Here is a 23,656-nt window from a genome sequence, read left to right on the forward strand (position 1 = left end):
GCTTTAGTTCAATAAAGGAAAAGAAAATATTTATAATCAAATAATTAAACGCTGATATAATACTCAGCGTTTTTTTATATCTTTTGCCATCAACCCGCACGAAGCGTAGCGAATGAGGCTCGCTAGTTCGGACGCGGAAAGCATCCGCCGATAGCGGAAATCATGCTTTCACTTTAATATTGTTCGTGTTTTATGCTCTAAATTTAAATAATGAAATTGATATTTTTTAAAAGAAAAGAGACTGTAAACAAACTCGATCTTTATAGAGTTTGTTTACAGTCTTGCGCATTTCTCTATTTATTAAAGGGTATTGCATTGATCACATTGATTTCCATAGCACTCATGCTGCTCTTCAATTTTCTCACCGCATGTAGCACATTGTTTTTCAGGTAGGTTTCGAAAAAACTCAATTACGTTTTCTAACATAGTTGTTCCACCTCCATCTGTTATATAACTGTTTAAGTTATACGGATTGTAATATAACACAAGAACTTTTGTCAACATATTGAGTGGACTTTCGGTTAAAATAAAATTAAAGGAGAGATGAAGATGTATTTTATTGATAACAAAGGAATTACTGACCCACGTATTAACCTTGCAATTGAAGAGTATGCATTGAAAACAATGGATGTAGAAAAAGACTCTTTTCTGTTGTTTTATATAAACGAGCCTTCTATCATTATTGGTAGAAATCAAAACACGATTGAAGAAATTAATACTGAATTTGTGGAAAAGAACGGGATAATTCCTGTACGGAGACTTTCTGGTGGAGGTGCCGTATATCATGATTTAGGAAATCTGAACTTTAGTTTTTTAACAAAAGATGATGGGGATAGCTTCCGTAACTTTAAAAAGTTCACACAACCAGTGGTAGATGCCCTTCAAAAAATGGGTGTAGATGCAGAGCTTTCAGGACGAAATGATATTTTAGCAGAAGGTAAAAAAATCTCTGGGAATGCCCAGTTTTCAACAAAGGGCAGAATGTTTAGTCATGGAACATTAATGTTCGATACAGAAATAGATGCTGTTGTTTCTGCTTTAAAAGTAAGCAAAGAAAAAATTGAATCAAAAGGAATAAAATCAATTAGAAGCCGTGTGACAAACATTGCTGAATTACTAAAAGAACCGATGACAATTGAACAATTTCGAACTGAAATTCTTTCATCCATTTTCGGGGGAGCCGAGAATATTCAATATTGGGAACTAACAGCGGAAGATTGGGAAAATATCCATAAGCTTTCAGAAGAACGCTATCAACAATGGGAATGGAATTACGGAAAATCTCCTAAGTTTAATATGAAGCATTCTCACCGATTTCCAACAGGCGGTGTAGATGTGCGATTAGAAGTGAACAAAGGGATTATGGAAGAAGTGAAGATTTATGGTGACTTCTTTGGCGTTGGTGATATGGAAGAAGTAGAAGAATTATTGACAGGAAAACCGTATAGTAAACAGGCTATTGAAATGGCACTTGAAAGTATCGATGTTCCAAAGTATTTTGGTGGTATTTCTAAGGAAGAATTAGTTCAACTTATTTACTAATTTTAGTTAGCTTGTTTATTGAAAGTAAATTAGCGTAGGTGTATTTCGAAAATTATGGAAGAGTCTAACATATTAACGTATGTTGGGCTCTTTTTTGATATGATAGAGAGAGACTGTTTGTTAGGAGGATCCATGTGATGATACATCGAATCTTAGTTGTGGAAGATGATCGAAAAATTGCTGCATTACTTGCAGAAACATTACGTAAATATCATTATGAAGTGCATACTATACAAAACTTCGATTCCATTTTGGAGGAATTTGAAGCTTTTGACCCTCATTTAATATTATTAGATGTAAACTTACCATCTTATGATGGATATTATTGGTGTCGCCAGCTCCGTCAATTTACAACGTGTCCAATTATATTTGTTTCCGCACGATCAGGAGAAATGGACCAAGTTTTTGCTTTAGAAAACGGTGGAGATGACTTTATTACGAAACCTTTTCACTATGAAATCGTCCTTGCAAAAATACGAAGCCATTTAAGACGAACTTATGGAGAATATGCTGCAAAGCAAGAGGAACGTATTGTAAAGGTAGGAAAGCTTCAATTATTTTTAGAGAGAATGGAACTTCATATATCTTCAGAGGAAATACCACTGCAAAAGAAAGAATGTACAATTCTAGAGTTGCTTATGCGAAATTATCCTAAGCTTGTTACAAGAGAGCAGTTATTAGAAGAATTATGGGATGATCAGTCATTCGTAGATGAAAATACTCTAAACGTGAATATGACGAGAGTTCGTAAAAAACTAGCAGATTATGATGTCACATCGACAATAGAAACGGTTAGAGGAGCGGGCTATCGATTGATACTCAGTTCGGAGGAATCTTAATATGTTCCGATTGTTTATACGAGAACATTTAATCTTTCTAGTTTTTCAATTTTTATTAGTGTTATTTATAATGCTCTTATATTGGCTAGATGGGTTTAGAAACTTAGATACAGCAATATATTCAATTGTTATTAGTAGTATATTAACAATTACTTTTTTAGGAACATTATTTGTAAAGAAATATTCTTTTTATAAAAAGATACTTTCCGTACCAACAAAAATAGAAGTGGTTCTGCAACGAGAAGCGCAATCCCCTGAGATTAAACAGGTAGAAAAGTACTTGCATCATATTTATCGGCTTTATCAGAAAGAAGTGCAATTATTATATGCAAGGCAAAATAGGCATCTACAGTTTATGAATAGTTGGGTACATCAGATGAAAACACCAATTTCTGTACTCGAGCTGATGGCACAAAATGAGGATCAAATCGATTCTATGAGTGTATCGGAAGAAGCGGATCGATTAAAAAGAGGACTAGACGCTGTATTAATGAATGCAAGATTAGATACGTTCGAAGAGGATATGCAAATCGAGCAAGTGGATTTAAAGCAATTAGTTAGTCAAGTTGTGACGGAAAATAAACGTTTATTTATAGCTCATCATGTATTTCCAGTTATTTCGATTGAAGGGAATTGTATTATTACATCGGATACGAAATGGCTTCGCTTTGTCATCGCACAGTTTTTAACAAATGCAGTGAAGTATACGTTTGAGGAAAACAAAAAGGTTTATTTTGAGACGAAAATAAAGGATGAACAGGTCATCTTTTCCGTTAGAGATGAAGGTATTGGTATCCCTACTTCGGATATAAAAAGGGTAACAAAAGCATTCTTCACTGGAGAGAATGGTCGAAAAACAGGAGAATCTACAGGAATGGGTTTATACTTAGCACAAGAAATTTGTGATCGTCTTGGACATGAGATGACGATTAATACTAGAGTTGGTGAAGGAACGACCGTCTCGATCGTGTTTAAACAGCTAGAACAAGAAGAACGGAGCGAGCATGATGTCGATATTAACACTCGAAGAAGTGACGAAAGTATATGAGGGAAAGGTAGCACATCTTGCAATTAATCAAATAAGCTTTGAAGTTGAAAAAGGAGAATTCCTCGCAGTAATGGGTCCTTCAGGTAGTGGAAAAACCACGTTGTTAAATATTATTTCAACCATTGATTCACCCACTTCTGGAGATATTACGATAAATGGAACCAATCCTTTAAAACTTTCAGCGAATGATTTATCACTTTTTAGAAGAAGGCAACTTGGTTTTGTGTTTCAAGATTTTAATTTACTTCCGGCCTTAACTGTAGAGGAAAACATGGTTCTACCTTTAACACTCGATGGGCAACCTGTGGATATAATGAAACAAAGGGTAAAGGAAATTGCATCTCATCTGGATTTATCTTCTATTTTAGAAAAGAGACCAACTGAAATTTCAGGTGGACAAGCACAAAGAACAGCCATAGGTCGGGCATTAATACATGAGCCAACTATAATCCTTGCGGATGAACCTACCGGAAACTTAGATTCTAAATCGGCGAAGGACGTTTTAGAAATATTATCCCAGGTGAATAAAAAGAATCAGACGACGATCATTATGGTCACGCATGATCCAGTTGCAGCTAGTTACTGTGACCGGGTGCTATTTATAAAAGATGGGGAATATTTTAATGAAATTTACAAAGATGATCGAAGACAAACATTTTTTCAACGAATTTTAAATGTCTTGTCTTTATTAGGTGGTAACGTAAATGACCTTTCGACAATTCGCTTATCATAATGTAATTCGGAACAGTCGCGTATATGCTGCATTTTTTATGGCGAGTATTTTTTCTGTAATGGTGTTTTTTATGTATTCAATGTTAATGTTTCATCCTAACATTGAGGACAAATTTTTAAGAGATATTGCATTTGGTGGAATGCTTATTGCAGAAATTGTACTAATCATTTTTACATTATTCTTTTTGTTTTATTCGATGAGTGCCTTTTTACAAGCTCGGTCAAAAGAGTTTGGGTTATTACTCAATTTAGGGATGGAAAAAAATCAGTTAAATCGGCTGATTTTCTTAGAAACGATGATTTTAGGTGCTATCTCTATAACGGTCGGTATTTTTTGGGGATTCTCATTTTCTAAGTTTTTCTTTATGGTCATTAGAGAGTTATTTTTATTAGACAGTCTCCCACTATATTTGTCGTGGAAACCATTTGCTTTAACAATTATTGTTTTCTTATCTTTGTTCATCACTATTTCTATTAGTAGCGTAGTGTTTATTCGAAAAAAAGAAATCATTCAATTACTAAAAGGCTATTCGAAGCCTGATGAACAAGCGGAATATATAAAGTGGAAAGCGGTTTTAGGATTAGCCTTAGTTCTAGCTTCCTACAGTCTAGTTATAATATCACTTATAAAAATGTCTTTATGGCTAACAATTATTATCGCAGTATTAGCAACAATTGGAACTTACTTCTTTTTTACAGATAGTATGCTATATCTAATTATTCTAATTCGTAAAAGGAAAAACTTGTATTGGCATCCGTTTCGATTAATTGCGTTTGCAGAGGGATCGATTAAAATACGAGAAAATGCAAGTATGTTTTTTGTAGTAACAATCGTATCCACTATTGCTTTTTTGTCTGTAGGAGTAGTAACCTCTTTTACTTCATTTACTTCACAATATCGTGAATTAAATCCAGTAAGTATTTTTTACTCGAGTGAATGGAATAATCCTTTTGAAGAAAAACATATTACGGAAATCTCACAAGAGTTGCAAAGAGAAAATTTATCCTATGAGCTAGTGAAATTCAATGTCAAAAAACAAACCTCATCCAATACAAATGAAAAAGTAAACCTTATAAAAGAATCGGAAGTAAATAGTTTGGCACTTGCACTGAAATTTCCACTTGTAGATTTGAAACAAGGCGATGCATTATTAGTATCAAATACGGAAGAGGATTTTGGAATTCTTACACAGCAAGAGGAACAAACTGTCCTAGAAGAAAGCAGTGTTCCGATACATTTAATAGGGGAATATAAGAAGAATATTTTTCCATCGATAGTTATTAAGCATAGAACTATCATTATCAGTGATGAAGATTACCAACTTATAACCGAACCTCTTTTTGGTCATGGTTTTAAAGAATCTACATCAACTTTTTATGCATTTCATGTACCAGAGTGGCTTAGAACAAAAGATGTAGGAACGGAAATTGATAAAATTATAGCTGCGACGATGGGAACGACAAATATTAATCCAAATCCTTTTTACTTTGTTAATCCTGGTTTAAATTATTCCATCATTCGTTCCACATTTTCTTTATTGTTATTCACAGGTTTACTCGTAGCGGCAGTTCTTTTACTTGCTGCTGGTAGCTTCGTTTATTTTAAATTGTATACGGATTTGGAACGAGATAAAAAGCAATACGATGTTCTTAGACGAATGGGAGTAACCGACCAAGAGCTAGTGAAGATAGTTAATCGGCAACTCATTCCTCAATTCTTTTTACCATGGGGACTTGCCATGGTACATAGTACTTTTTCATTTATTTATCTACAAGCTTTGTGGGTAGACTTAGCAGCAGTATCCATTGCAAAAGAAATGCTATTCGTGTTATTAGCTTTCACAGTTATTCAAGTTTCTTATTTTTATTTAATCCGTTGGAGATATATAGCACATATTCAAGCATCATGATTTTTTCATGGTGCTTTATTAAATAAAAAAATTTTTTCTAATTATTGAATAGTCAAAACCTTTTTTATATAATGAATTTAGGGATAATGAATGAATATTCATTCAAATGAGATGGGGGACGAGAATATGAGTTTAGTTTCACGTGTTCAACAAATTGCTATTCAACATCCAGAGAAAGTTGCTTATCATTTTATGGGGAAAGATACTACTTATGCAGAATTTCAACAAGCGGTTAAACAGTTTGCAAATGCACTTCAGTTACTTGGAATTGAAAAGGGAGATAATGTTGGGTTTCTTTTAAGTAACTCTCCACATTTTCTTATTTCTTTGTATGCAACGATGCATATAGGTGCAACTGCAGTACCAATCAATCCGATTTACACTCCTGATGAGATCACCTATATAGTAAAAAATAGTGATGCAAAAGCGATTATAGCATTAGACGCATTACTGCCACTTGTTGAAAAGGCAGTAGATATATTTACAACTGTCGAAAATTATATCATCTGCGAAACACAGCCCGATACAGCAGAGAAATTAGCAGCATTACCAGATTCTCTAAAGGTTAAAGTGAAATCGTTTACATCATTAATTAGTAATAGTTCACCTAGTGCACTACCGGTAGAAGTACTCGAAGACGACAACGCAGTAATTTTGTATACTTCTGGGACAACTGGTCAACCAAAAGGTGCGATGCTTACATATAAAAATATTTATTCAAATGCTCGAGACGTGGCGGAGTATTTAAGTTTTAATCCAGACGATCGCATTATTGCAACTTTACCAGTATTTCATGTTTTTGCGCTCACTGTAGTTGTAAATGCTCCACTCTTTATGGGTGCAACCATTCTATTAGTTCCTAGATTTAGCCCACAAGACATATTCAACATAGCAAAAGAACAGAAAGCAACAGTATTTGCTGGTGTTCCGACGATGTATAATTTCTTATATCAATTCCCAGAAGGAAAAGAAAAAGATTTATCATCAATACGTTTGGCAATTTCTGGTGGATCTTCTTTACCTGTAGCATTACTTCATAATTTTGAAGAAAAATTTAAAATTCGTGTTTCAGAGGGGTATGGATTATCCGAGGCATCTCCAGTAACCTGCTTCAATCCAATTGATAGAGAACGTAAACCAGGATCTATTGGAACTAATATTGTTAATGTAGAAAATAAAGTAGTAAATGAGTTCGGCGAGGAAGTTCCAGTAGGAGAAGTTGGAGAGTTAATTGTGCGAGGACCTAATGTAATGAAAGGGTATTATAAAATGCCTGAGGAGACAGAAAATACTATACGCAATGGTTGGTTATATACAGGAGACCTAGCAAGACAGGATGAGGAAGGGTATTTCTACATTGTGGACCGTAAGAAAGATATGATTATTGTTGGAGGATATAATGTATATCCACGTGAAGTGGAGGAAGTATTATTTGAACATCCCGGTATAATCGAAGCGGCTGTAATTGGAGTTCCAGATCCTACCTTTGGAGAAGAAGTTTTGGCTTTCGTAGTGAAAAAAGACCAATCATTAACAGAAGAGCAACTTCATGATTATTGTGCTAAAAAATTAACTAAATATAAAGTTCCTAACCGCATAGAGTTTTTAGAAGAACTACCAAAAAATACGACAGGTAAAATATTACGTCGTTCATTAAAAAAACAAACTATTTAATAGAATAATAATCTACTCCTCTAAAAAAGGAGTAGATTTTTTATAGATAAAATATTTGGATTAACATCCTGGAAAACAGTGTTCTAGTACTTGAAAGAATAGACTGCAGATTTCCGTTTCAGGTGGACGCGTTCCGCGGGGTGAGCGATGAACCATCACCGCCCCTATCGGGTACGATGTGATGTTTCATCTTTCTCCGAGGAACGAAGGCTAAGAGCGCCACATCGTGTGGCAACGCCTTCGTGACCAACATCCTGTTGGCCTCCGTCTGGAGTCGCCACCTTTCACTCCAATCCATTAAGTAAGTAGTATCTAAGTAAGAGATACTTTGGCATTTTAATATTCTAGTTTTGTGTATCCAGTTAGAATATAATTCTCTACTAATGTTTATAGGATATAAATGACGTCTATCTTACGAAGCAATAATTAATTGTCCTATACACACTAGTTTATTGAAGCGGAAAGCGGCGACTGCAGCGGAAATAAGGCGGTTTTTCTACTGTTACTCATCTTAAAAAGATCGGGCCAGTTTTTCCTATGTAATAAGCAGGAATATGATTTCGAGTGTCGAAATAAATAAAGGATAGATATTGAAAGTGAGGATGTTTGAATGATAAAAAGAAAATTAGAAGCAAAAGATTTATTTAAACTGCATTCTATAACAAGCCCTGTATTTGCACCTAATGGTAAAGAAGCAGTTTTTATTCGAACACAAATGGATGAAAAGGATAATAAATATTATGCATATTTGTATCACTTAAATTTGGATACGGAAAATATTACTCAATGGACATATAAGAAAGAACGAGTTTCTTCTCCACAGTGGTCGAACGATGGAAAATATGTCGCTTTCTTATCTAATCGAGAAGAAAAGAACCAAGTTTATATTCTCCCTACAAGTGGAGGAGAAGCAAAAAAAGCGACCGATTTAGAAAATGGGGTTTCTAGTTTTCTATGGTCACCTTGTGGAACGAAAATTTGGTTTGTTGCTTCCTTAAAAGAGGGAAGAAATTGGACAGACGAACCAGAAAAAGATGAAAAAAAATTGCCAGAAGCACACGTTGTAGACAAAATGAAATACCATGCAGATGGGGCAGGTCTATTACCGAAAGATATGTATAAGCATATTGGGTGGATTAATATTGAGTCCGAAGAAATAACTCAATTTACAGAAGGTAATTTTAACTATAATTTACAAGCTATTTCACATGATGGAAAGAAACTAGTAATCGGTGTAAATCGTGAAGAAAATCAAGATTTTTCATTCCGACAACCAGTATACCTTGTAAATGCGGAAACAAAAGAGGAAACAGAAATTATAAATGAAGATGGTTATTTTGGTGGGGCTTCGTTTTCGAAGGATGATCAATATATTGCATTTGTTGGAATGCCACGAACTTTCCAAAATGCAACTCATGCAGAGGTATATGTATATGAAACAAATACTGGCAATCGTCAAATATTAACGGAAGGTATAGATGCACCAATTGGTGATTTTTCTGTAGCTGACTTCCAACAGGGGGCAAATGCACCGGATGTCATGTGGACTGAAGATAATCATCTATATTTCCAAGTATCAACAATGGGAGATGTTCGCCTCTATTTCGCTTCATTAGAAGGGGAATTGTATCCAGCTACGGGAGAAGATGAACATGTGTATGGATTTGATGTGAATCAATCTGGAACTTACGCACTTTTGACAGTAAGCAACTCTATATTTCCCGGGGAATTATTTAAGCAGAATTTGTCGACTGGTGAAAGAATTGTTCTGACTAAATTTAATGAAGAATACGTAAATGATGTCGAACTTGTCAAACCGGAAGCAATCTCATATAAAGGTGCTAATGATTGGGATGTGCACGGCTGGTTAATGAAGCCTGCAGGATTTGAGGATGGGAAAAAGTATCCTCTCATTGTGGAAATACATGGAGGACCCCATGCAATGTACGGAAATACATTTTTCCATGAACTTCAGTTATTAGCCGCAAAAGGTTATGGCGTGTTATATGTGAATCCTCGTGGAAGTCATGGCTATAGCCAGGCATTTGTTGACGGTGTTCGAGGTGATTACGGTGGAGGAGATTATGCGGATATAATGGCTGGCCTCGATCAAGTATTAAAAGAAAATGACTGGATTGATGACACACGACTAGGTGTAACTGGTGGAAGTTACGGCGGATTTATGACGAACTGGATTGTCGGTCATACAAATCGTTTTAAAGCTGCGGTAACACAACGTTCCATTTCGAACTGGATAAGTTTTTACGGAGTATCTGATATCGGGTACTACTTTACTCCTTGGCAAGTTGGAGCAGACATGACGGATATTAACAAGCTTTGGGATGCATCACCATTGAAATATGCTTCCAGTGTGGAAACACCTTTACTAATTCTGCATAGCGAAAATGATTACCGTTGCCCAATCGAACAAGCGCAACAGTTATACATTACATTAAAAGCAATGGGGAAAGAAACAAGCTTCGTCCGTTTCCCTCAAGCGGATCACAATTTATCGCGCACTGGTTTACCTAACCTACGATTGACACGTTTAGAGCAAATCACCGGATGGTTTGAGAAATACCTTTGAGAATAGAGTAAAGCCCTTCATTTCGATGAAGGGCTTTTTGTGGAATCGGATGGCCACAGCAAATAGTCAGATGATAAACGTCAATAATCGGATGATCACCTGTAAAATAGTAATCTATTGCATATGATTGACCCTATTTAGAGCAAATCAATGTAGGTTTGTGAAATATCTTTGAGAATAGAGAAAAGCTCTTCATTTCTTGTGGAAATGAAGGGCTTTTTGAGTGAATCGATCAATCTCTCAACATAATCGATCAATCCTGGCCAAGAATCGATCAATCCTTTCCAATAATCGATCAATCCCACAAGATAATCGATCAATCTACTAAGAGAATCGCTTCTTATCGAATCCTTTTTTAAAATAGACAAACACTAATCCGATAATCCAGATAGGTCCTACGATTAATGCGATTCGAGTATCTGGGAAGTACGCCATGAGACCTAGCACTAAAACTAAGAAGGCTAGTGCTACATATGAACCAATTGGGTAGAATAACGCTTTATACGTTAACCTTGAAACTTCCCCTTTAGAAAGTGTTCTACGAAATTTTAATTGGGACAATAAAATAATTCCCCAAGTCCAAACAGCTCCGAAAGTTGAAATACTCGTCACCCATATAAACACTTTTTCTGGAACCAGATAGTTTAAGATCACTCCTACTAACAATAATGCGGCGGAGAACATAATTGCTTTGGAGGGTACTCCAGTTCTACTAATTTTTTTGAAAGAAGCAGATGCTTGCTTTTGTTCAGCTAAATTGAACAACATACGCCCTGTACTAAAAATACCACTATTACAGCTCGATAATGCTGCTGTTAATACAACAAAATTAATAATACCAGCAGCCGGCCCAATTCCAATTTTCTCAAACATTAAAACGAATGGACTTCCATTATTGCCAATCTCGTCCCATGGATAAATAGACATGATAACGAATAAAGCGCCAACATAAAACAATAATATGCGCCAAAATACAGTGTCGATTGCACGAGGAATGACAGTTTTCGGATTTTTAGCTTCTCCAGCTGTTACACCAATCATTTCAACCCCTAAGTAAGCAAACATTACCATCTGTAAGGACATCAAGATTCCCTTTATTCCATTAGGTGCAAAACCACCATGCGACCATAAGTTGCTAATACCAACAGCTACTCCGCCATTTCCAAGTCCAAAAATAATGACACCTAATCCAACAAAAATCATTGCTAAAATAGCAAAAATTTTAATAAATGCGAACCAAAACTCAAACTCTCCATATGCTTTTACAGCGATTAAATTAACCAATGTCATAATGACAAGTGCAGCTAAAGCCCAAATCCAGCTAGGTGTACTTGGATACCACATTTTCATATATACACCTACTGCGGTAATCTCAGCCATGCAAGTAACTACCCATAAGAACCAGTAATTCCATCCCGTAATATATCCAGCAAGAGGCCCTAAATAATCTTTTGCGTATCTACTAAAAGATCCTGCTACCGGATTGTGCACGGCCATCTCTCCAAGTGCACGCATGATAAGTAAAATTGCAAACCCACCAACTATGTATGAAATAAGAATTGCAGGTCCTGCCAGCCTAATAGCTGTAGCGGAACCTAAAAATAAGCCGACCCCAATCGCTGCGCCTAAAGACATTAAGGTGATATGCCGTTGTTCTAAACCACGTTGTAATTGCTGATTTCCGTTCAATTTGTGTGTCACTCCTTATTATTTTGTTATATAACAATCTACCACAGTTGAGGAAATGTGGGAACAGTCTATATTATCGATATTGTGTTAAAATTATGTATATGCAAAGAGGTCAGGGGGGCTTTAAATTGAAACAAATAACTATAAAACCGGTAGTAGAAGCGGAAATTCTGCGATTATGGGAGCTTAGTGCAAAAGAATCAGCACCAGAATGGAAAAAATGGGATGCCCCTTATTTTCCTTATGAACCAAAGACCTTAGAACAGTTTTTAGAGAAAAAAGATCAGTATATAAATCAAGAAGATTTTTGGGGGATTTATGTAGACGAAGAACTAGTAGGTTCGCTTTGTTACTACTGGGAGCATGAAGCATCTCTTTGGCTTGAAGTGGGAATTGTCATATATGAACCAGCATTTTGGAGTGGTGGAATTGGAACTGCAGCCATGAGAATGTGGATTACTCATATATTTAATGAATTACCCCTTGTAAGAGTTGGCTATACGACTTGGTCAGGGAACGAGCGAATGATCAAAGTTGGTAAGAAGTTAGGGATGAAAATGGAAGCAAGACTTCGCAAATGTCGATTCTACAATGGGGTTTATTATGACTCCATACAAATGGGGATACTAAGAGAAGAATGGGAATCGCAAATATGAAGGCATTATTAGAATTAAAGAATGTAACGAAAAAACATTGGGAGATAAATGAGGACCAGAACCACCATTATTTATTTTCTCATATTACAACAACTCTTCATCAAGAAGAACGCATTGCTTTATTAGGTAAATCTGGGCAAGGGAAGAGTACTTTACTTCGTGCACTAGCATTACTTGAAGCGATAGATAATGGTGAAATTTTCTTCCAAGGTCTTGCTTCGAAAAACGCAGATTCTCGTGCTTGGCGTAAGAATATAGCTTATGTTGCACAGCAATCAGTCATGTTACCAGGAACAATTTTGGAAAATTTAAAGACGGTGAGTAAGTTACATAATCGTGGATTTGATGAAAAGTTTGCACAAGAGCTAATGCATAATGTTGGACTTGCAAATATTGATTGGGGAAAACAAGCAACCGATATGTCCGGTGGAGAGAAACAAAGAGTCGCATTAGTTCGTTCTTTATTATTAAGGCCTTCTGTTTTGCTTTTGGATGAAATTACCGCATCACTCGATCAGCATAGTAAGGAATATGTTGAAGAACTGTTAGTTAAGCTCCATAAGGAAGAAGGAACATCTTTTATTTGGGTTACGCATGATTCAGAACAAGCCAAAAAAATAAGTGAGCGTATTTGGTATATGAAAGATGGAAAGTTGGCAATAGATTCAAAGACGGAAGATTTTTTTGGAAATCAAGAATCGGTTAGTTCGGTGATCTTATGAGTTTATTAGCATTAAGTTTCACCTTATTATTTGTTGTAATTACGATGCTTGTTTCTGTTTGGCAAAAGCTTGATTTGGAAAAGGACATTGCAATTGGAACTGTTCGAGCAGCTATTCAGCTCTTAGCGGTTGGTTATGTATTGCAATTTATATTTAAATCGAAGAACTTACTTTTCATTGTAATAATTATTTGTATTATGATTGTCGTTGCTGCTTTAAATGCATCCAAAAGGGCAAAAGGTATGACAGGAGTCGTTTGGAGAATCATCCTCTCAATCGCAACTATGGAAATATTAATGATGGGGCTTTTACTTGGTTTGCAAATTATCGAAGCAACTCCACAATACATCATCCCGCTGAGCGGAATGACGATTGGTAACGCTATGGTTGCTTGTGGATTATTTTTAACTCAATTAAAACGAGAAACGGAAAGCTCCAAAGGAGAAATTGAAACATTACTTTCACTTGGTGCAACGAGTCGACAAGCGGTGCAAGATGTATTGAAACGGTCCGTCAAATTCAGTATGATTCCAACAATAGATGCCATGAAAACTGTTGGGCTTGTGCAGCTTCCAGGAATGATGACCGGAATGATTATTGCTGGAGCAGATCCAGTGGAAGCTGTTCGATATCAGCTATTAATTATCTTCGTATTTACTAGCTCATCAGCTATAACGAGTATGATGCTTAGCGTGCTGTGCTATAAAAATCTATTTACTAAGGATTTGCAATTGAAGAACTGGAGGCAATAAAATGAAGCCTATATTAATTGAAGAAACGCCTGCTAAAGTAACAGTTACATATGATCCAACACCTTTACGATTGCCATTAAATATTCGGGAGCAGCACCAAAAATTTTGGGATACTCAAATTATACAAAACCCATATTTACGTAACGGAGAAGTATTTACGATAACGCAAATCAATAAAACTCCTGAAGAACTTCATATAACAGTAATGAAAACAGACTATAAACACTATTTATATACAATTCGACATGAAAATAGTGCATTTCCTTGTAAAGTCATATTCACATGTGTAGCCGTTATCACAAACGATAATCATATAGCCTTCGGCCGGATGAATCAAAATACAGCGACACCTGGACGATTACAATTTACTGGTGGAGGATTAGATGAATCTGATTTACATGGCTCTGTATTTAATTTAGTAAATAGTATTGGAAAAGAATTAGAAGAAGAGATGGGCTTGCATATTGAATCAGCCAATACTAAATCTTTCATTCCTAAGTTTGTGAAAAGTAAAGGGACATTTGATTCTTGGGCAGTGATGTTCGAACTTAAAGTTGACTATACCGCCGAAGAACTGAAAATATTATTTGAAAAACATAATCATAGCTTAATAGAAAAAGGAGAACAACCTGAATTTGAGGAATTTCTTTTTGTCTTGTTAAATAGAGATAGCATAGAAGCATTCATTAAAAATGACTTATCATTAAAAGAAGACTACTTGGAGCCAATTTTGAGGAAGTATGTTGAAGAATGAGTTATGCACTGCAAAAAACAGGGAAGACTGGTTTCCTCCCTGTTTTTTTACGAGAAATTTTTTAGTTGGAAATTAGAGAGGTTTAGTTGGAAATATATCTGTCTAAGTTGGAATTTTAGAGCATTTAGTTGGAAAAACTGCATGGTTAGTTGGAAAAGGGTATTTTATCCAGAAAAAACGCTCATTTTTCATGAATGGTCGTTTTGTTAAAATTAGTACCTACTTAAGTTATAAGAACAGGATATCAATCAATTTTCAACAGCCACTGAACGGCTTTCAATAAATTTTCTGCAATATAATCAGGTTCTACATCTTTCCAAGCATCACGATATTGTTCTAAGGAACTTTTTCCCCAACCGGTTAACACTAATATTCTCATTGCTCCAACGGCATGAGCTGCCAACATATCAGTGTCGCCAACGTCACCAATAACAACGCATTTCTTCAGGTCTAAATTATATTTCTTAGCAGCTTCCAATAACATTCCTGGATTAGGTTTTCGACATTTGCACTTATCATGTTCACTATGGGGACAGATAAATGCGTCATCAAATCCGTATGAAAGGAACTCTTCTTGAAAATCCTGAATAGAAGCTTCTTTACGATTAATTCGATGTTGGTTCGTGAATCCAAAGATTTGTATTCCGTGATCTCGAAGTAATTGAAATGCATCTTCACTAAAGTCATAAGGTTTAAAGTTCATTGGATGAATAAAATGACCAGTACCACCAATTGTCCCATCCCGGTCTATGAAAACAGCTTGAATCATTTTATCCATTGCTCCATAACTGTGACTTCTTTATTCGTTGCATCTAGCTTCACATTTCGGCCGATTGGCAACGTTAGCATTGGATGCGTATGGCAACAATCAAAGTCTGAAAGAATGGGAATAGAGGTTCTTCCAATCGTTTCAATCAAAATATCATGTGGTTTTCTTTCAGTACCTTGATCATCAAAGAGTTCATGCTTTCCTAATATAATTCCAGAAACTCGATCGAATACACCGTTTAATTTTAGTAGGTTAAAATTCTTTTCAATAACAGAGGCTGTTTTCATCGTATCTTCTATTAAAAGAATATCCCCCTCTTGAATATCAGGCATATATGGACTTCCCCATATACCGTACATCGCATTTAAATTGCCACCGATTAATCTTCCTTGTGCAGTACCTTCGTTTACACAAATCCAATCATTGGTTCTCAATTGCTTGTCCTCTGTTTTAACTTCCCAATTTAATGGCTCATCCGTCCAATAAGGTGGTACTGGAACAGAAAAAGGAACCTGTTTTTCTTCTATTAACATGTCACGGAAATAGTCGTATGTATAATGAAGAAAAGGTTCAAATTCCCCAAAAGAAGGGACCAGAGCTGGACCATAAAACGTCGGTATACCTGTTTGTGCATAGATTCCAAGCAGAATAGTTGTTGCATCAGAATATCCAATCATGATTTTTGGATCCTTCTTAAAAGCATCATAATCAATATACGGCAAAAGTGCATTTGAATTTGTACCACCTATCGTTGACATAATACAACGAATGTTGGGATCTCTAATAAGTTCGTTTAATTCATTTGCTCTCTCCTGAATAGATCCGGAGCGATAGTGATCATGTTTCCCAGTTAAATTCCCTTCGATAATTTCAAAACCTTTCGATTCCAAAAAAGACTTTGCTCTTTTAAATCGCATTGGTGATGAATAAGTGATAGGAGACGAAGGCGAATAAATCCCAATCTTATCACCTGGTTTTAGTCGGTTTAATAGTGTCATAGTTTAGATTCTCCTAAGTATTTTTTATATTAATTATAGAAATAAAATCTAAGAAGGATGCCACCAATTCCAACACCTAAGACAATAAGAGATTTAATGTTCTTGTTTTTACTTTCCTTACGACGGCGATCTTCTCTTAGAATCGGATATTCCTTTTCAAGATTTCCCATTTTCTTTCCCCCTTGTTTTTTAAAACTTAGTTAGAGCCAAGAATATATAAGTTCCAAAGTATATGAATAATAAATGCTAAAAACAAAGATATTGAATATAAAAAATAAAGGTAAATGCAAGTGAACAAATTAAAGCGAATAAAGGATATAGTTGGTGTATAAAAGCAAATAGTACAGCAGAAAAAACAATGCAAATAAAAACAGGGACTGTGGTGCCCTGTATCCAGAAGATAAATTAGAACAAATGAATAAGTCAGTAAATATTAATATGCCGTAACAACTATTATCTTAATATATTTACCCTTCGTGAAGTCTCCTTTACAGTTGAATGCATTGTAAGTAAAGGTAAGTATTTACAATTATATACGATATAAGATAGTATTAAAATAGAATTTTCAGAAATAATGGTTTGATGTATTTCTTACTATTAATCGTATTAGCTACTATTGAAGGTGAGCGGTATTAGAAAAATACTTGGACAATAGAGAACTCTTAGTTAATGAAAAACAAATTTTTTAGCTAAGGAATCCTATTGGCTAAAGGGGGACAAGAAAGAATTAGTCATAGGATCTATTGAACAGATCTAGATAGAAGGTGCTGTGCTTGTGATAAGGAATAGTTCCATACTTACACTGAAAAAGAGGGATGATAATGGATTTTGTGATCCGTAATATGCGGAAGGAAGATATACAGGTTGTCCAACAGATTGCTAAGGTGAGCTGGCATGATACATATGAAGGTATTATTCCATTGAAAATTCAAGAAAGTTTTTTAAAATCTGCTTATAGTGACGACATGATGCTAAGGCGATTAGAAGGGTCGTTTATGTTTGTAGCAGAAGTTAGTAATGGTATTGTTGGCTTTGCGTACTACTCTCCTGTGCGAGAAGATGGAAAAGTAGAGCTTGGTGCTATTTATATATATCCAGAGTATCAAGGAAAAGGGATAGGATCTTCCTTGTTACAAACAGGAATTGATTTAGAAGGTGTGAAAGAAATTTTTATCAATGTGGAAAAAGAAAATAAGATTGGTATGACTTTTTACAAAGCAAAAGGTTTTGAAATTTTTTCTGAATTTGATGATGTTTTTGATGGACATACATTAAAAACAGTTCGAATGGTTTTGAGTATATAGCGTACGGAGGTTAAAGAAAGAGCGAAATCCTTTGTTCAAGAAAATTTAATTAAAGAGTATCTTGCTCGCACTCTTTGGACAATCACTGTGGAGGTTTCTTTTTATTAATGTAAAGAACAAACTTCGTAATAGTGACATTATAGATGAAAATTATTCTTGATTATTCCTTTTCTGAGCCAGCTCATATTTTATACGCATCTTCCATTTACTGAAGTTTGTTAGGATGTAAAACACCATGCTATAAATTCCTGCAAAGATTATTATTTCTACTAAAAATCTTAATAACGAAAGCCAATTTAAATTTTTAAATAAAGTATAATGAAAAAAATTTAGCTTATAAATTGTCGTTTCCACAATTATTTTTGTGATTATTCCTGCAAAAAAATACTTCCAAAAATTCAAAAAAACTCCGCCTTTTTATATAAAATTCTCCTAAGGATTATCTCATATATTGGAAAATAATAAAAGGGTTTCCCCGCGATCAAGCCAAGCAGTTTTGAACCATTTTTTCACAAATAAACGGTCAAATAAAACAAAGTATCATAAGAAATTTATAAACTTTTTTGCTTCACAGAAACAACGAATGTTCATTTTTATGAAAACTAATTAAAATTAATACAATTGGAAATCGAACTAGATGGTTTACATATGAAAATATCAGAAAATTTTAATATTTATAGAAATTATTGGATGCTGTTGATATAATAAAACATATTTCTGTTCTTATTATTTAGCTAACTGTGCAGAAAGTTGAAAAAAGGAAATAACAATAATCGAAAAACTATAAAAATAAAGACAGACAGGAGTTAGAGAAGATGATAAAAGGTTTTGGAGGAATATTTTGGAGAACTAAGAATCTAGAAGGTATAAAAAAATGGTACGGTGAAGTGTTGAAGATTGAAATAGATAATTGGAATGGGACTGTGATTAAACCCCAACTAGGAAATGAAACGATCTTTTCTTTCTTTACCGAGAATGACAGTTATTTTCCAACAGAACAACAAGTGATGTTAAACTTCCAAGTACATGATCTGAACGAGACTATTAAGCATCTTGAACATATTGGTGTACCTCTCGCAAAGAAAAAAGAGATTAGTGAATTTGGAAAGTTCATTTGGATTAAAGATCCTGAAGGTCGACTGGTAGAGCTTTGGGAGAGATAGTGTGTTATTAGTCATTTGCTATTATGCTAACGAGTGCATTAGTGAAAGATCGTTGAGCTGCTTAGGCGGCTCTTTTTTCTTCTTGAATTAACGAACCATTTAAGTTCAAAAAGAGTTGAATTAATAAATACCAAAATAGGTACTTTCGTCTAATTGAAAAGGAGGTTAAAGTATTGGGAAATTAAAATTCTTATATTTAACCATAACAATATTTTCGATAGGGATAATCATTGGTTGTTATAATAAACAAGTTATAGAAGAAAATACAAATGATTGGGATAACTATGGAGAAGTTAGAGCAGTAGCATGGGAATTTATTAATGAAAAAGGTTGGAATGACAGGGCTAAAGAAGATTGGCAAAGTGCGAAAGTGAAAAAAACGATTGCTGATAATAGCTATGAATTGTTGGATAAAACTTATGATGGAAAAGAGGTATTAACCGTTTCTTTTGAAGATAAAGATAGTGTTGTAATCGGTACACCTTCAATCCTCGTTGACCCCAATTCCAATGAAGTAATTGGCTATATGCAAAGTGAATAAATTAACTGTTATTAAACGAACGAACGCAGGTTAGTTGAAGAAGGAATTTCTCTAAACTTGGAAGAATTTATATTATAAAATATGTTAAGGAGCTTGTGAATTATATGGAATCCATTAGCAAAAGCGAAGTGAAGCTACGAGATATCATAGGGGAAGATCTTCCTATCTTTTTCGAACAACAACTAGATTCAACGGCGAATTATATGGCTGCCTTTACAGCTAAAGACCCCACTGATAAGGACGCATTTTTTGACCATTGGACAAAAATAATCGCTGACGAGACCATCACAATTAAGACTATATTATTCAATGGCATTGTCACTGGACACGTCTCGAACTTTGAACAGTTCGGCGAACCCGAGGTAAGCTACTGGATTGGGAAGGAATATTGGGGTCAAGGTATTGCAACTAAAGCGTTGTCAGAGTTTCTGGAGTATATTAAGGTACGCCCGCTCTATTCTCGTGCCGCTAAAGATAACCTCGCCTCCATCAGGGTATTGGAAAAATGCGGGTTTAAAATCATTTCTGAAGATAAGGGTTTTTCCAATGCAAGAGGAAAGGATGTTGAAGAATTTATTTTGAAGCTTGAACCTTATGATATGTAATTTAATACCGTACTACGATTGGAGCGATTCTTGACTAAGAAACCTTCTGCTGTTTAACTAACAGGTGCTTGTGCGGCCGAGCCTAGGTCGTATCATATAGCGGGTGGGATTCCCGTCGAGAAAGAACTAGCCATTCACTCGTATCGAGTCTTGGAGGGCTAATGGTAACATTAGCCTTTAAGCGTAGACAGTTAGGTGGCGGGCCGAAAGCCAAATGGTTGAAGGGATTGAGCTCCATAATGTTAGTAAATCGAGAGGGCTGATGCCTTAAGCACAGCAGAAAGCTACATTTTATCCATCGTTATAGGAAAGAAGGATAAAACCTCTCTGGAGTCAGAGACCTTGGCACGTCACACATGGATATGATACGGCAACTCGGGAGGCCCTACCGGTCTTTTCTTCTTATAGAAGAGTATGGTGTACAAGCGATAATAAGCAAGGAAACCAAATGCCGTTGTAGGGAGTCGGATAGCAGCGTAGTACCAATGAAGTTGGGTAATGCCGATGGAGGAAAGGCTGCTACCAAGTGATCACCCTCACTAGGGACACATTTACTACACACAGCGGTAGAGATAATAAATGTAAACTAAACTTTTGAGGATAGCAGAGTCAGTGTGAATGATGATTTGGAGGAGCCGTGTGCGTAAATAGCGCAAGCACGGTTCTGTGAGAGGGGAGGAACACAATCTACCGTAAGGTAGAAAGGTTCCCTTCTACTCGACTAGTAAAATATTATGGGGTTGCCATAGGTAATTCATATTTCTTTTTTTTATAGCGCATCATTTTATAGGGAAATGTGAATGACAAAATCTATTCACGATGGTGTGATAATTGGGTACTCAGTCGAATAGCTCAACAAGGAAAACAATAAAGTAGTGGCGAATACATAGTAAAATAAACTAAAAAAAGGAAGGTTTTATGAGAATACTTATATTAGGAGCAACTGGCTTTTTGGGCTCGAATTTATTCCAACAGGCTTCGGAGAACAAAAATCTAACAGTGTTTGGTACCTCACGTTTTCAACATGAAAACTCTAATATTATGCAAGTAGATGTTACAAACAAACGATCAATAGGAAGTGTCATTAGAAAAGTAAATCCAGAAGTAGTTATATGGTCACTTATGAGTTTTGAAGGAGAAACCCAATTAATCAATTTAGGGCTCGAAAATTTATTGTCAGAAATAGAGAGTGTGACAAAACTTATATTTCTATCAACGGATGCAGTTTTTGTTGAAGGGATAGGAGGTTACAAAGAATCGGACCCAATTGGTACCTTGCCTAAAGAAGCAGGCCTAGCTGATTATGTGAACGGTAAATATACTGGAGAAAACTTAATTCTCCATAAACATCCAAATCACGTGATACTTCGAACTGGACCACTTTATGGTAATAATGGGGATCAAGGCATTGAAAAACGAACCATACAAATCACCGAGAAAATAAAAGATAATCAGTCATTTGATGCATGGACAAATGTGTATAGAACTTTTGTAAATGTTAATGATTTATCAAGTACGATTATTGAATTGACTAATATAAGATTTAATGGAATTTTGCATGCTGGACCCATACATAAAGAGAGCTACTTTTCGTTTTATAAAAAGAGATTGGTACAACTTGGATGGAATAATAGCATTCTCCGTCCAACTATAAAATCTAAAGAAGACTCCCCTTATCTATCTTTTGATACGTCTCTAAATACAGAAAAAGCTCACCAATTGCTTAAAACTAATTTTCGCGCACTTTGACTAATTGTTATTTTTCGATTTTGAAAGGACAAGGTAATTGTTCTTCAACTATCAAGAGCGTTATTGAAAGATTGTGAGATGCTTTTTCTTATTCAATTAACGTAGCAAGTAAGTTGGAGAAATGAACAAATGGTATAAATAAAAGGAGTATGTTTTATGATTCAATATAGTCATATCCCAAAAGGTTATGTTTGCCCTTTTTGTCTTTTAGTAAAAGGTATAGAGGATGAAGAAAACAAGTTAATTCAGTCTAAACAGCAAGATATTGTATATAAAGATGAATACGTAACAGCTTTAATCGGTACATTGTGGTGGCCAAATAACGAAGGACATGTCATCATCATACCAAATAAACATTATGAGAATATCTTTGACCTACCAAATGAATATGCAACTCGAATTCACCAGTTGGCACAGAAGATATCCTTCGCATTAAAGGAGTGTTACAAATGCGATGGGATTTCTACTCGGCAACACAACGAACCTGGTGGAAGTCAAGATGTCTGGCATTATCATTTACATGTTTATCCACGATATAACGATGATGATCTTTATCGAACGGACGGTAAATTAAGTGCTCCCGAAGAAAGACATAACTATGCTGAACAATTAAGAAACTGGTTTGAAAAAATGAGATGAATAACGAGTGCTTGACTTCAAGAAGATTTCGACTAACGTGTAGGACTCGAATTAGTCAGTCCTTTTTTTTCTTAAACTAACTGGGTAGATTAGTTTAAGAAGGAAAACGAAAAATATAATGGAGGATTTTATATATGGTTAGCAGTTGGGAAACAAGTTCTTTAGAGACAAAGGATTTTGTTATTAATCTCTTGTATAAAGCTAAAGAAATTTTAAAAGAAGATTTTATTGGTTTTTATTTACACGGTTCCTTAGCGATGGGGGGATTTAGTTCTAAAAGTAGTGATATTGATGTTTTAGTTTTAACGAATAAAACAATGACTATTGGAACTAAGAGAAAGTTAGCCGAGTTATTATTAAGTTTATCTAATGAGCCTTATCCCGTGGAAATAAGTTTCGTAAATATGGAACAATTAAAAAGTTGGACACATCCATGCCCATTCGATTTCCATTATAGTGAGTTTTGGAGAGAAAGATATCAAGATGATTTGTCAAATAGTACATTTCAACATTTAAATGGAGAGGTAAGATATGACACAGATTTAGCTGCACATATTACTATACTAAATCATAGGGGGCTTAGATTAGAAGGGCCTCCTATAGATGAAGTATTTCCTTCCGTTCCACGTTCGCATTATATATCTGCCATAATGGGCGACTACCAAGAATGTTTAGAGAATATTGAAAAAGACACCGTTTATTGTGTATTAAACTTAATAAGGGTGTATTGGTACCTCCAAGAAGGGGTTATTTCATCAAAGCAAGAAGCTGGTAACTGGGGGCTATCATCTTTTCCAAAAGAGTTTGGATTTACAATTCAAAAAGTAATTAATAGTTATGCGGATGAGAAAGAACCCAATGGATTTGAGAAAAATGAACTTTTTACTCTAAAAAATTATATAAATAAGAATGTTCAAGTACTATCTAACCTATTGAGCTGACGGATGCTTTCAAGAAGGGTTAAAGAATTTTTCCTAATTGAG

General features: G+C 35.2%; 23 protein-coding genes. 18 read left to right on the plus strand and 5 right to left on the minus strand.

Annotation, left to right across the window (positions count from 1 at the left end):
* Positions 1-300: 300 nt before the first annotated feature.
* A complete protein-coding gene (yhfH, locus tag ACTSKG_RS17750; RefSeq protein WP_464755853.1) occupies positions 301-426 on the minus strand; it encodes a protein YhfH in 126 nt (41 codons plus the stop codon).
* 123 nt (positions 427-549) lie between these two features.
* Between yhfH and ACTSKG_RS17755 the strand changes: the two genes are divergently transcribed.
* The 7 genes from ACTSKG_RS17755 (at position 550) to ACTSKG_RS17785 (ending at position 10,332) form a co-directional block, all read left to right on the plus strand.
* On the plus strand, positions 550-1,542 hold the full coding sequence (locus ACTSKG_RS17755; protein WP_464755854.1) for a lipoate--protein ligase: 993 nt from the start codon (positions 550-552) through the stop codon (positions 1,540-1,542).
* 137 nt (positions 1,543-1,679) lie between these two features.
* Positions 1,680-2,381, plus strand: a complete 702-nt coding sequence (locus ACTSKG_RS17760; RefSeq protein ID WP_464755855.1) for a response regulator transcription factor — start codon at positions 1,680-1,682, stop codon at positions 2,379-2,381.
* 1 nt (position 2,382) lies between these two features.
* Positions 2,383-3,429, plus strand: a complete 1,047-nt coding sequence (locus ACTSKG_RS17765; RefSeq protein WP_464755856.1) for a sensor histidine kinase — start codon at positions 2,383-2,385, stop codon at positions 3,427-3,429.
* Complete coding sequence (locus ACTSKG_RS17770) at positions 3,389-4,162, plus strand: ABC transporter ATP-binding protein (RefSeq protein ID WP_464755857.1); 774 nt, start codon at positions 3,389-3,391, stop codon at positions 4,160-4,162. Before ACTSKG_RS17765 ends, ACTSKG_RS17770 begins: the two co-directional genes overlap by 41 nt.
* A complete protein-coding gene (locus ACTSKG_RS17775) occupies positions 4,134-6,071 on the plus strand; it encodes an FtsX-like permease family protein (protein WP_464755858.1) in 1,938 nt (645 codons plus the stop codon). The genes ACTSKG_RS17770 and ACTSKG_RS17775 overlap by 29 nt, the downstream gene beginning before the upstream one ends.
* A 111-nt stretch (positions 6,072-6,182) precedes the next feature.
* Positions 6,183-7,745 (plus strand): fatty acid--CoA ligase family protein, encoded by a 1,563-nt coding sequence (locus ACTSKG_RS17780; protein WP_464758062.1) that lies wholly within the window; start codon positions 6,183-6,185, stop codon positions 7,743-7,745.
* A gap of 610 nt (positions 7,746-8,355) precedes the next feature.
* Positions 8,356-10,332: a S9 family peptidase gene (locus ACTSKG_RS17785; protein ID WP_464755859.1), complete on the plus strand. Its 1,977-nt coding sequence runs from the start codon at positions 8,356-8,358 to the stop codon at positions 10,330-10,332.
* Between the two features lie 324 nt (positions 10,333-10,656).
* Here the strand turns inward: ACTSKG_RS17785 and ACTSKG_RS17790 are convergent, their stop codons facing one another.
* Positions 10,657-12,021: an amino acid permease gene (locus ACTSKG_RS17790; protein WP_464755860.1), complete on the minus strand. Its 1,365-nt coding sequence runs from the start codon at positions 12,019-12,021 to the stop codon at positions 10,657-10,659.
* A 128-nt stretch (positions 12,022-12,149) separates the two neighbouring features.
* On the opposite strand from ACTSKG_RS17790, the gene ACTSKG_RS17795 reads away from it, so the two are divergent.
* The 4 genes from ACTSKG_RS17795 to ACTSKG_RS17810 are packed head-to-tail and all read left to right on the plus strand — an operon-like array spanning position 12,150 to position 14,905.
* Entirely contained in the window at positions 12,150-12,677 is a 528-nt protein-coding gene (locus ACTSKG_RS17795; RefSeq protein ID WP_464755861.1) for a GNAT family N-acetyltransferase, read from the plus strand.
* On the plus strand, positions 12,674-13,399 hold the full coding sequence (locus tag ACTSKG_RS17800) for an ABC transporter ATP-binding protein (RefSeq protein ID WP_464755862.1): 726 nt from the start codon (positions 12,674-12,676) through the stop codon (positions 13,397-13,399). Before ACTSKG_RS17795 ends, ACTSKG_RS17800 begins: the two co-directional genes overlap by 4 nt.
* Positions 13,396-14,151, plus strand: a complete 756-nt coding sequence (locus ACTSKG_RS17805; protein WP_464755863.1) for an ABC transporter permease — start codon at positions 13,396-13,398, stop codon at positions 14,149-14,151. The genes ACTSKG_RS17800 and ACTSKG_RS17805 overlap by 4 nt, the downstream gene beginning before the upstream one ends.
* Before the next feature lies 1 nt (position 14,152).
* Positions 14,153-14,905: a hypothetical protein gene (locus tag ACTSKG_RS17810; protein ID WP_464755864.1), complete on the plus strand. Its 753-nt coding sequence runs from the start codon at positions 14,153-14,155 to the stop codon at positions 14,903-14,905.
* A 244-nt stretch (positions 14,906-15,149) separates the two neighbouring features.
* Here ACTSKG_RS17810 and ACTSKG_RS17815 read toward each other — a convergent pair whose 3' ends face one another.
* Genes ACTSKG_RS17815 through ACTSKG_RS17825 form a run of 3 tightly spaced genes read right to left on the minus strand, consistent with a single transcriptional unit; the run spans position 15,150 to position 16,842 of the window.
* The gene (locus ACTSKG_RS17815; RefSeq protein ID WP_464755865.1) at positions 15,150-15,683 is read right to left on the minus strand and encodes an HAD-IIIA family hydrolase; all 534 of its coding nucleotides are present in this window, start codon (positions 15,681-15,683) and stop codon (positions 15,150-15,152) included.
* Positions 15,671-16,672, minus strand: a complete 1,002-nt coding sequence (locus tag ACTSKG_RS17820; protein ID WP_464755866.1) for a S66 family peptidase — start codon at positions 16,670-16,672, stop codon at positions 15,671-15,673. Before ACTSKG_RS17820 ends, ACTSKG_RS17815 begins: the two co-directional genes overlap by 13 nt.
* A 29-nt stretch (positions 16,673-16,701) precedes the next feature.
* Positions 16,702-16,842, minus strand: a complete 141-nt coding sequence (locus ACTSKG_RS17825; RefSeq protein WP_464755867.1) for a hypothetical protein — start codon at positions 16,840-16,842, stop codon at positions 16,702-16,704.
* A 651-nt stretch (positions 16,843-17,493) separates the two neighbouring features.
* Here ACTSKG_RS17825 and ACTSKG_RS17830 point away from each other — a divergent pair.
* From ACTSKG_RS17830 to ACTSKG_RS17860, 7 genes are all read left to right on the plus strand, one after another.
* Entirely contained in the window at positions 17,494-17,976 is a 483-nt protein-coding gene (locus tag ACTSKG_RS17830; RefSeq protein WP_464755868.1) for an N-acetyltransferase family protein, read from the plus strand.
* An 815-nt stretch (positions 17,977-18,791) separates the two neighbouring features.
* Positions 18,792-19,139 carry a VOC family protein gene (locus ACTSKG_RS17835; RefSeq protein WP_464755869.1) on the plus strand — a complete coding sequence of 116 codons (348 nt, stop codon included), beginning with the start codon at positions 18,792-18,794 and terminating at the stop codon, positions 19,137-19,139.
* Positions 19,140-19,509: 370 nt separating this feature from the next.
* Entirely contained in the window at positions 19,510-19,680 is a 171-nt protein-coding gene (locus ACTSKG_RS17840; protein WP_464755870.1) for a hypothetical protein, read from the plus strand.
* 104 nt (positions 19,681-19,784) lie between these two features.
* Positions 19,785-20,285, plus strand: a complete 501-nt coding sequence (locus ACTSKG_RS17845; protein WP_464755871.1) for a GNAT family N-acetyltransferase — start codon at positions 19,785-19,787, stop codon at positions 20,283-20,285.
* 918 nt (positions 20,286-21,203) lie between these two features.
* Entirely contained in the window at positions 21,204-22,034 is an 831-nt protein-coding gene (locus tag ACTSKG_RS17850; RefSeq protein ID WP_464755872.1) for a sugar nucleotide-binding protein, read from the plus strand.
* A gap of 156 nt (positions 22,035-22,190) precedes the next feature.
* Entirely contained in the window at positions 22,191-22,673 is a 483-nt protein-coding gene (locus ACTSKG_RS17855) for an HIT family protein (protein WP_464755873.1), read from the plus strand.
* Positions 22,674-22,807: 134 nt separating this feature from the next.
* Entirely contained in the window at positions 22,808-23,614 is an 807-nt protein-coding gene (locus ACTSKG_RS17860; RefSeq protein WP_464755874.1) for an aminoglycoside adenylyltransferase domain-containing protein, read from the plus strand.
* Positions 23,615-23,656 lie beyond the last annotated feature (42 nt).

This window comes from Psychrobacillus syltrankelensis (genome assembly GCF_055454035.1).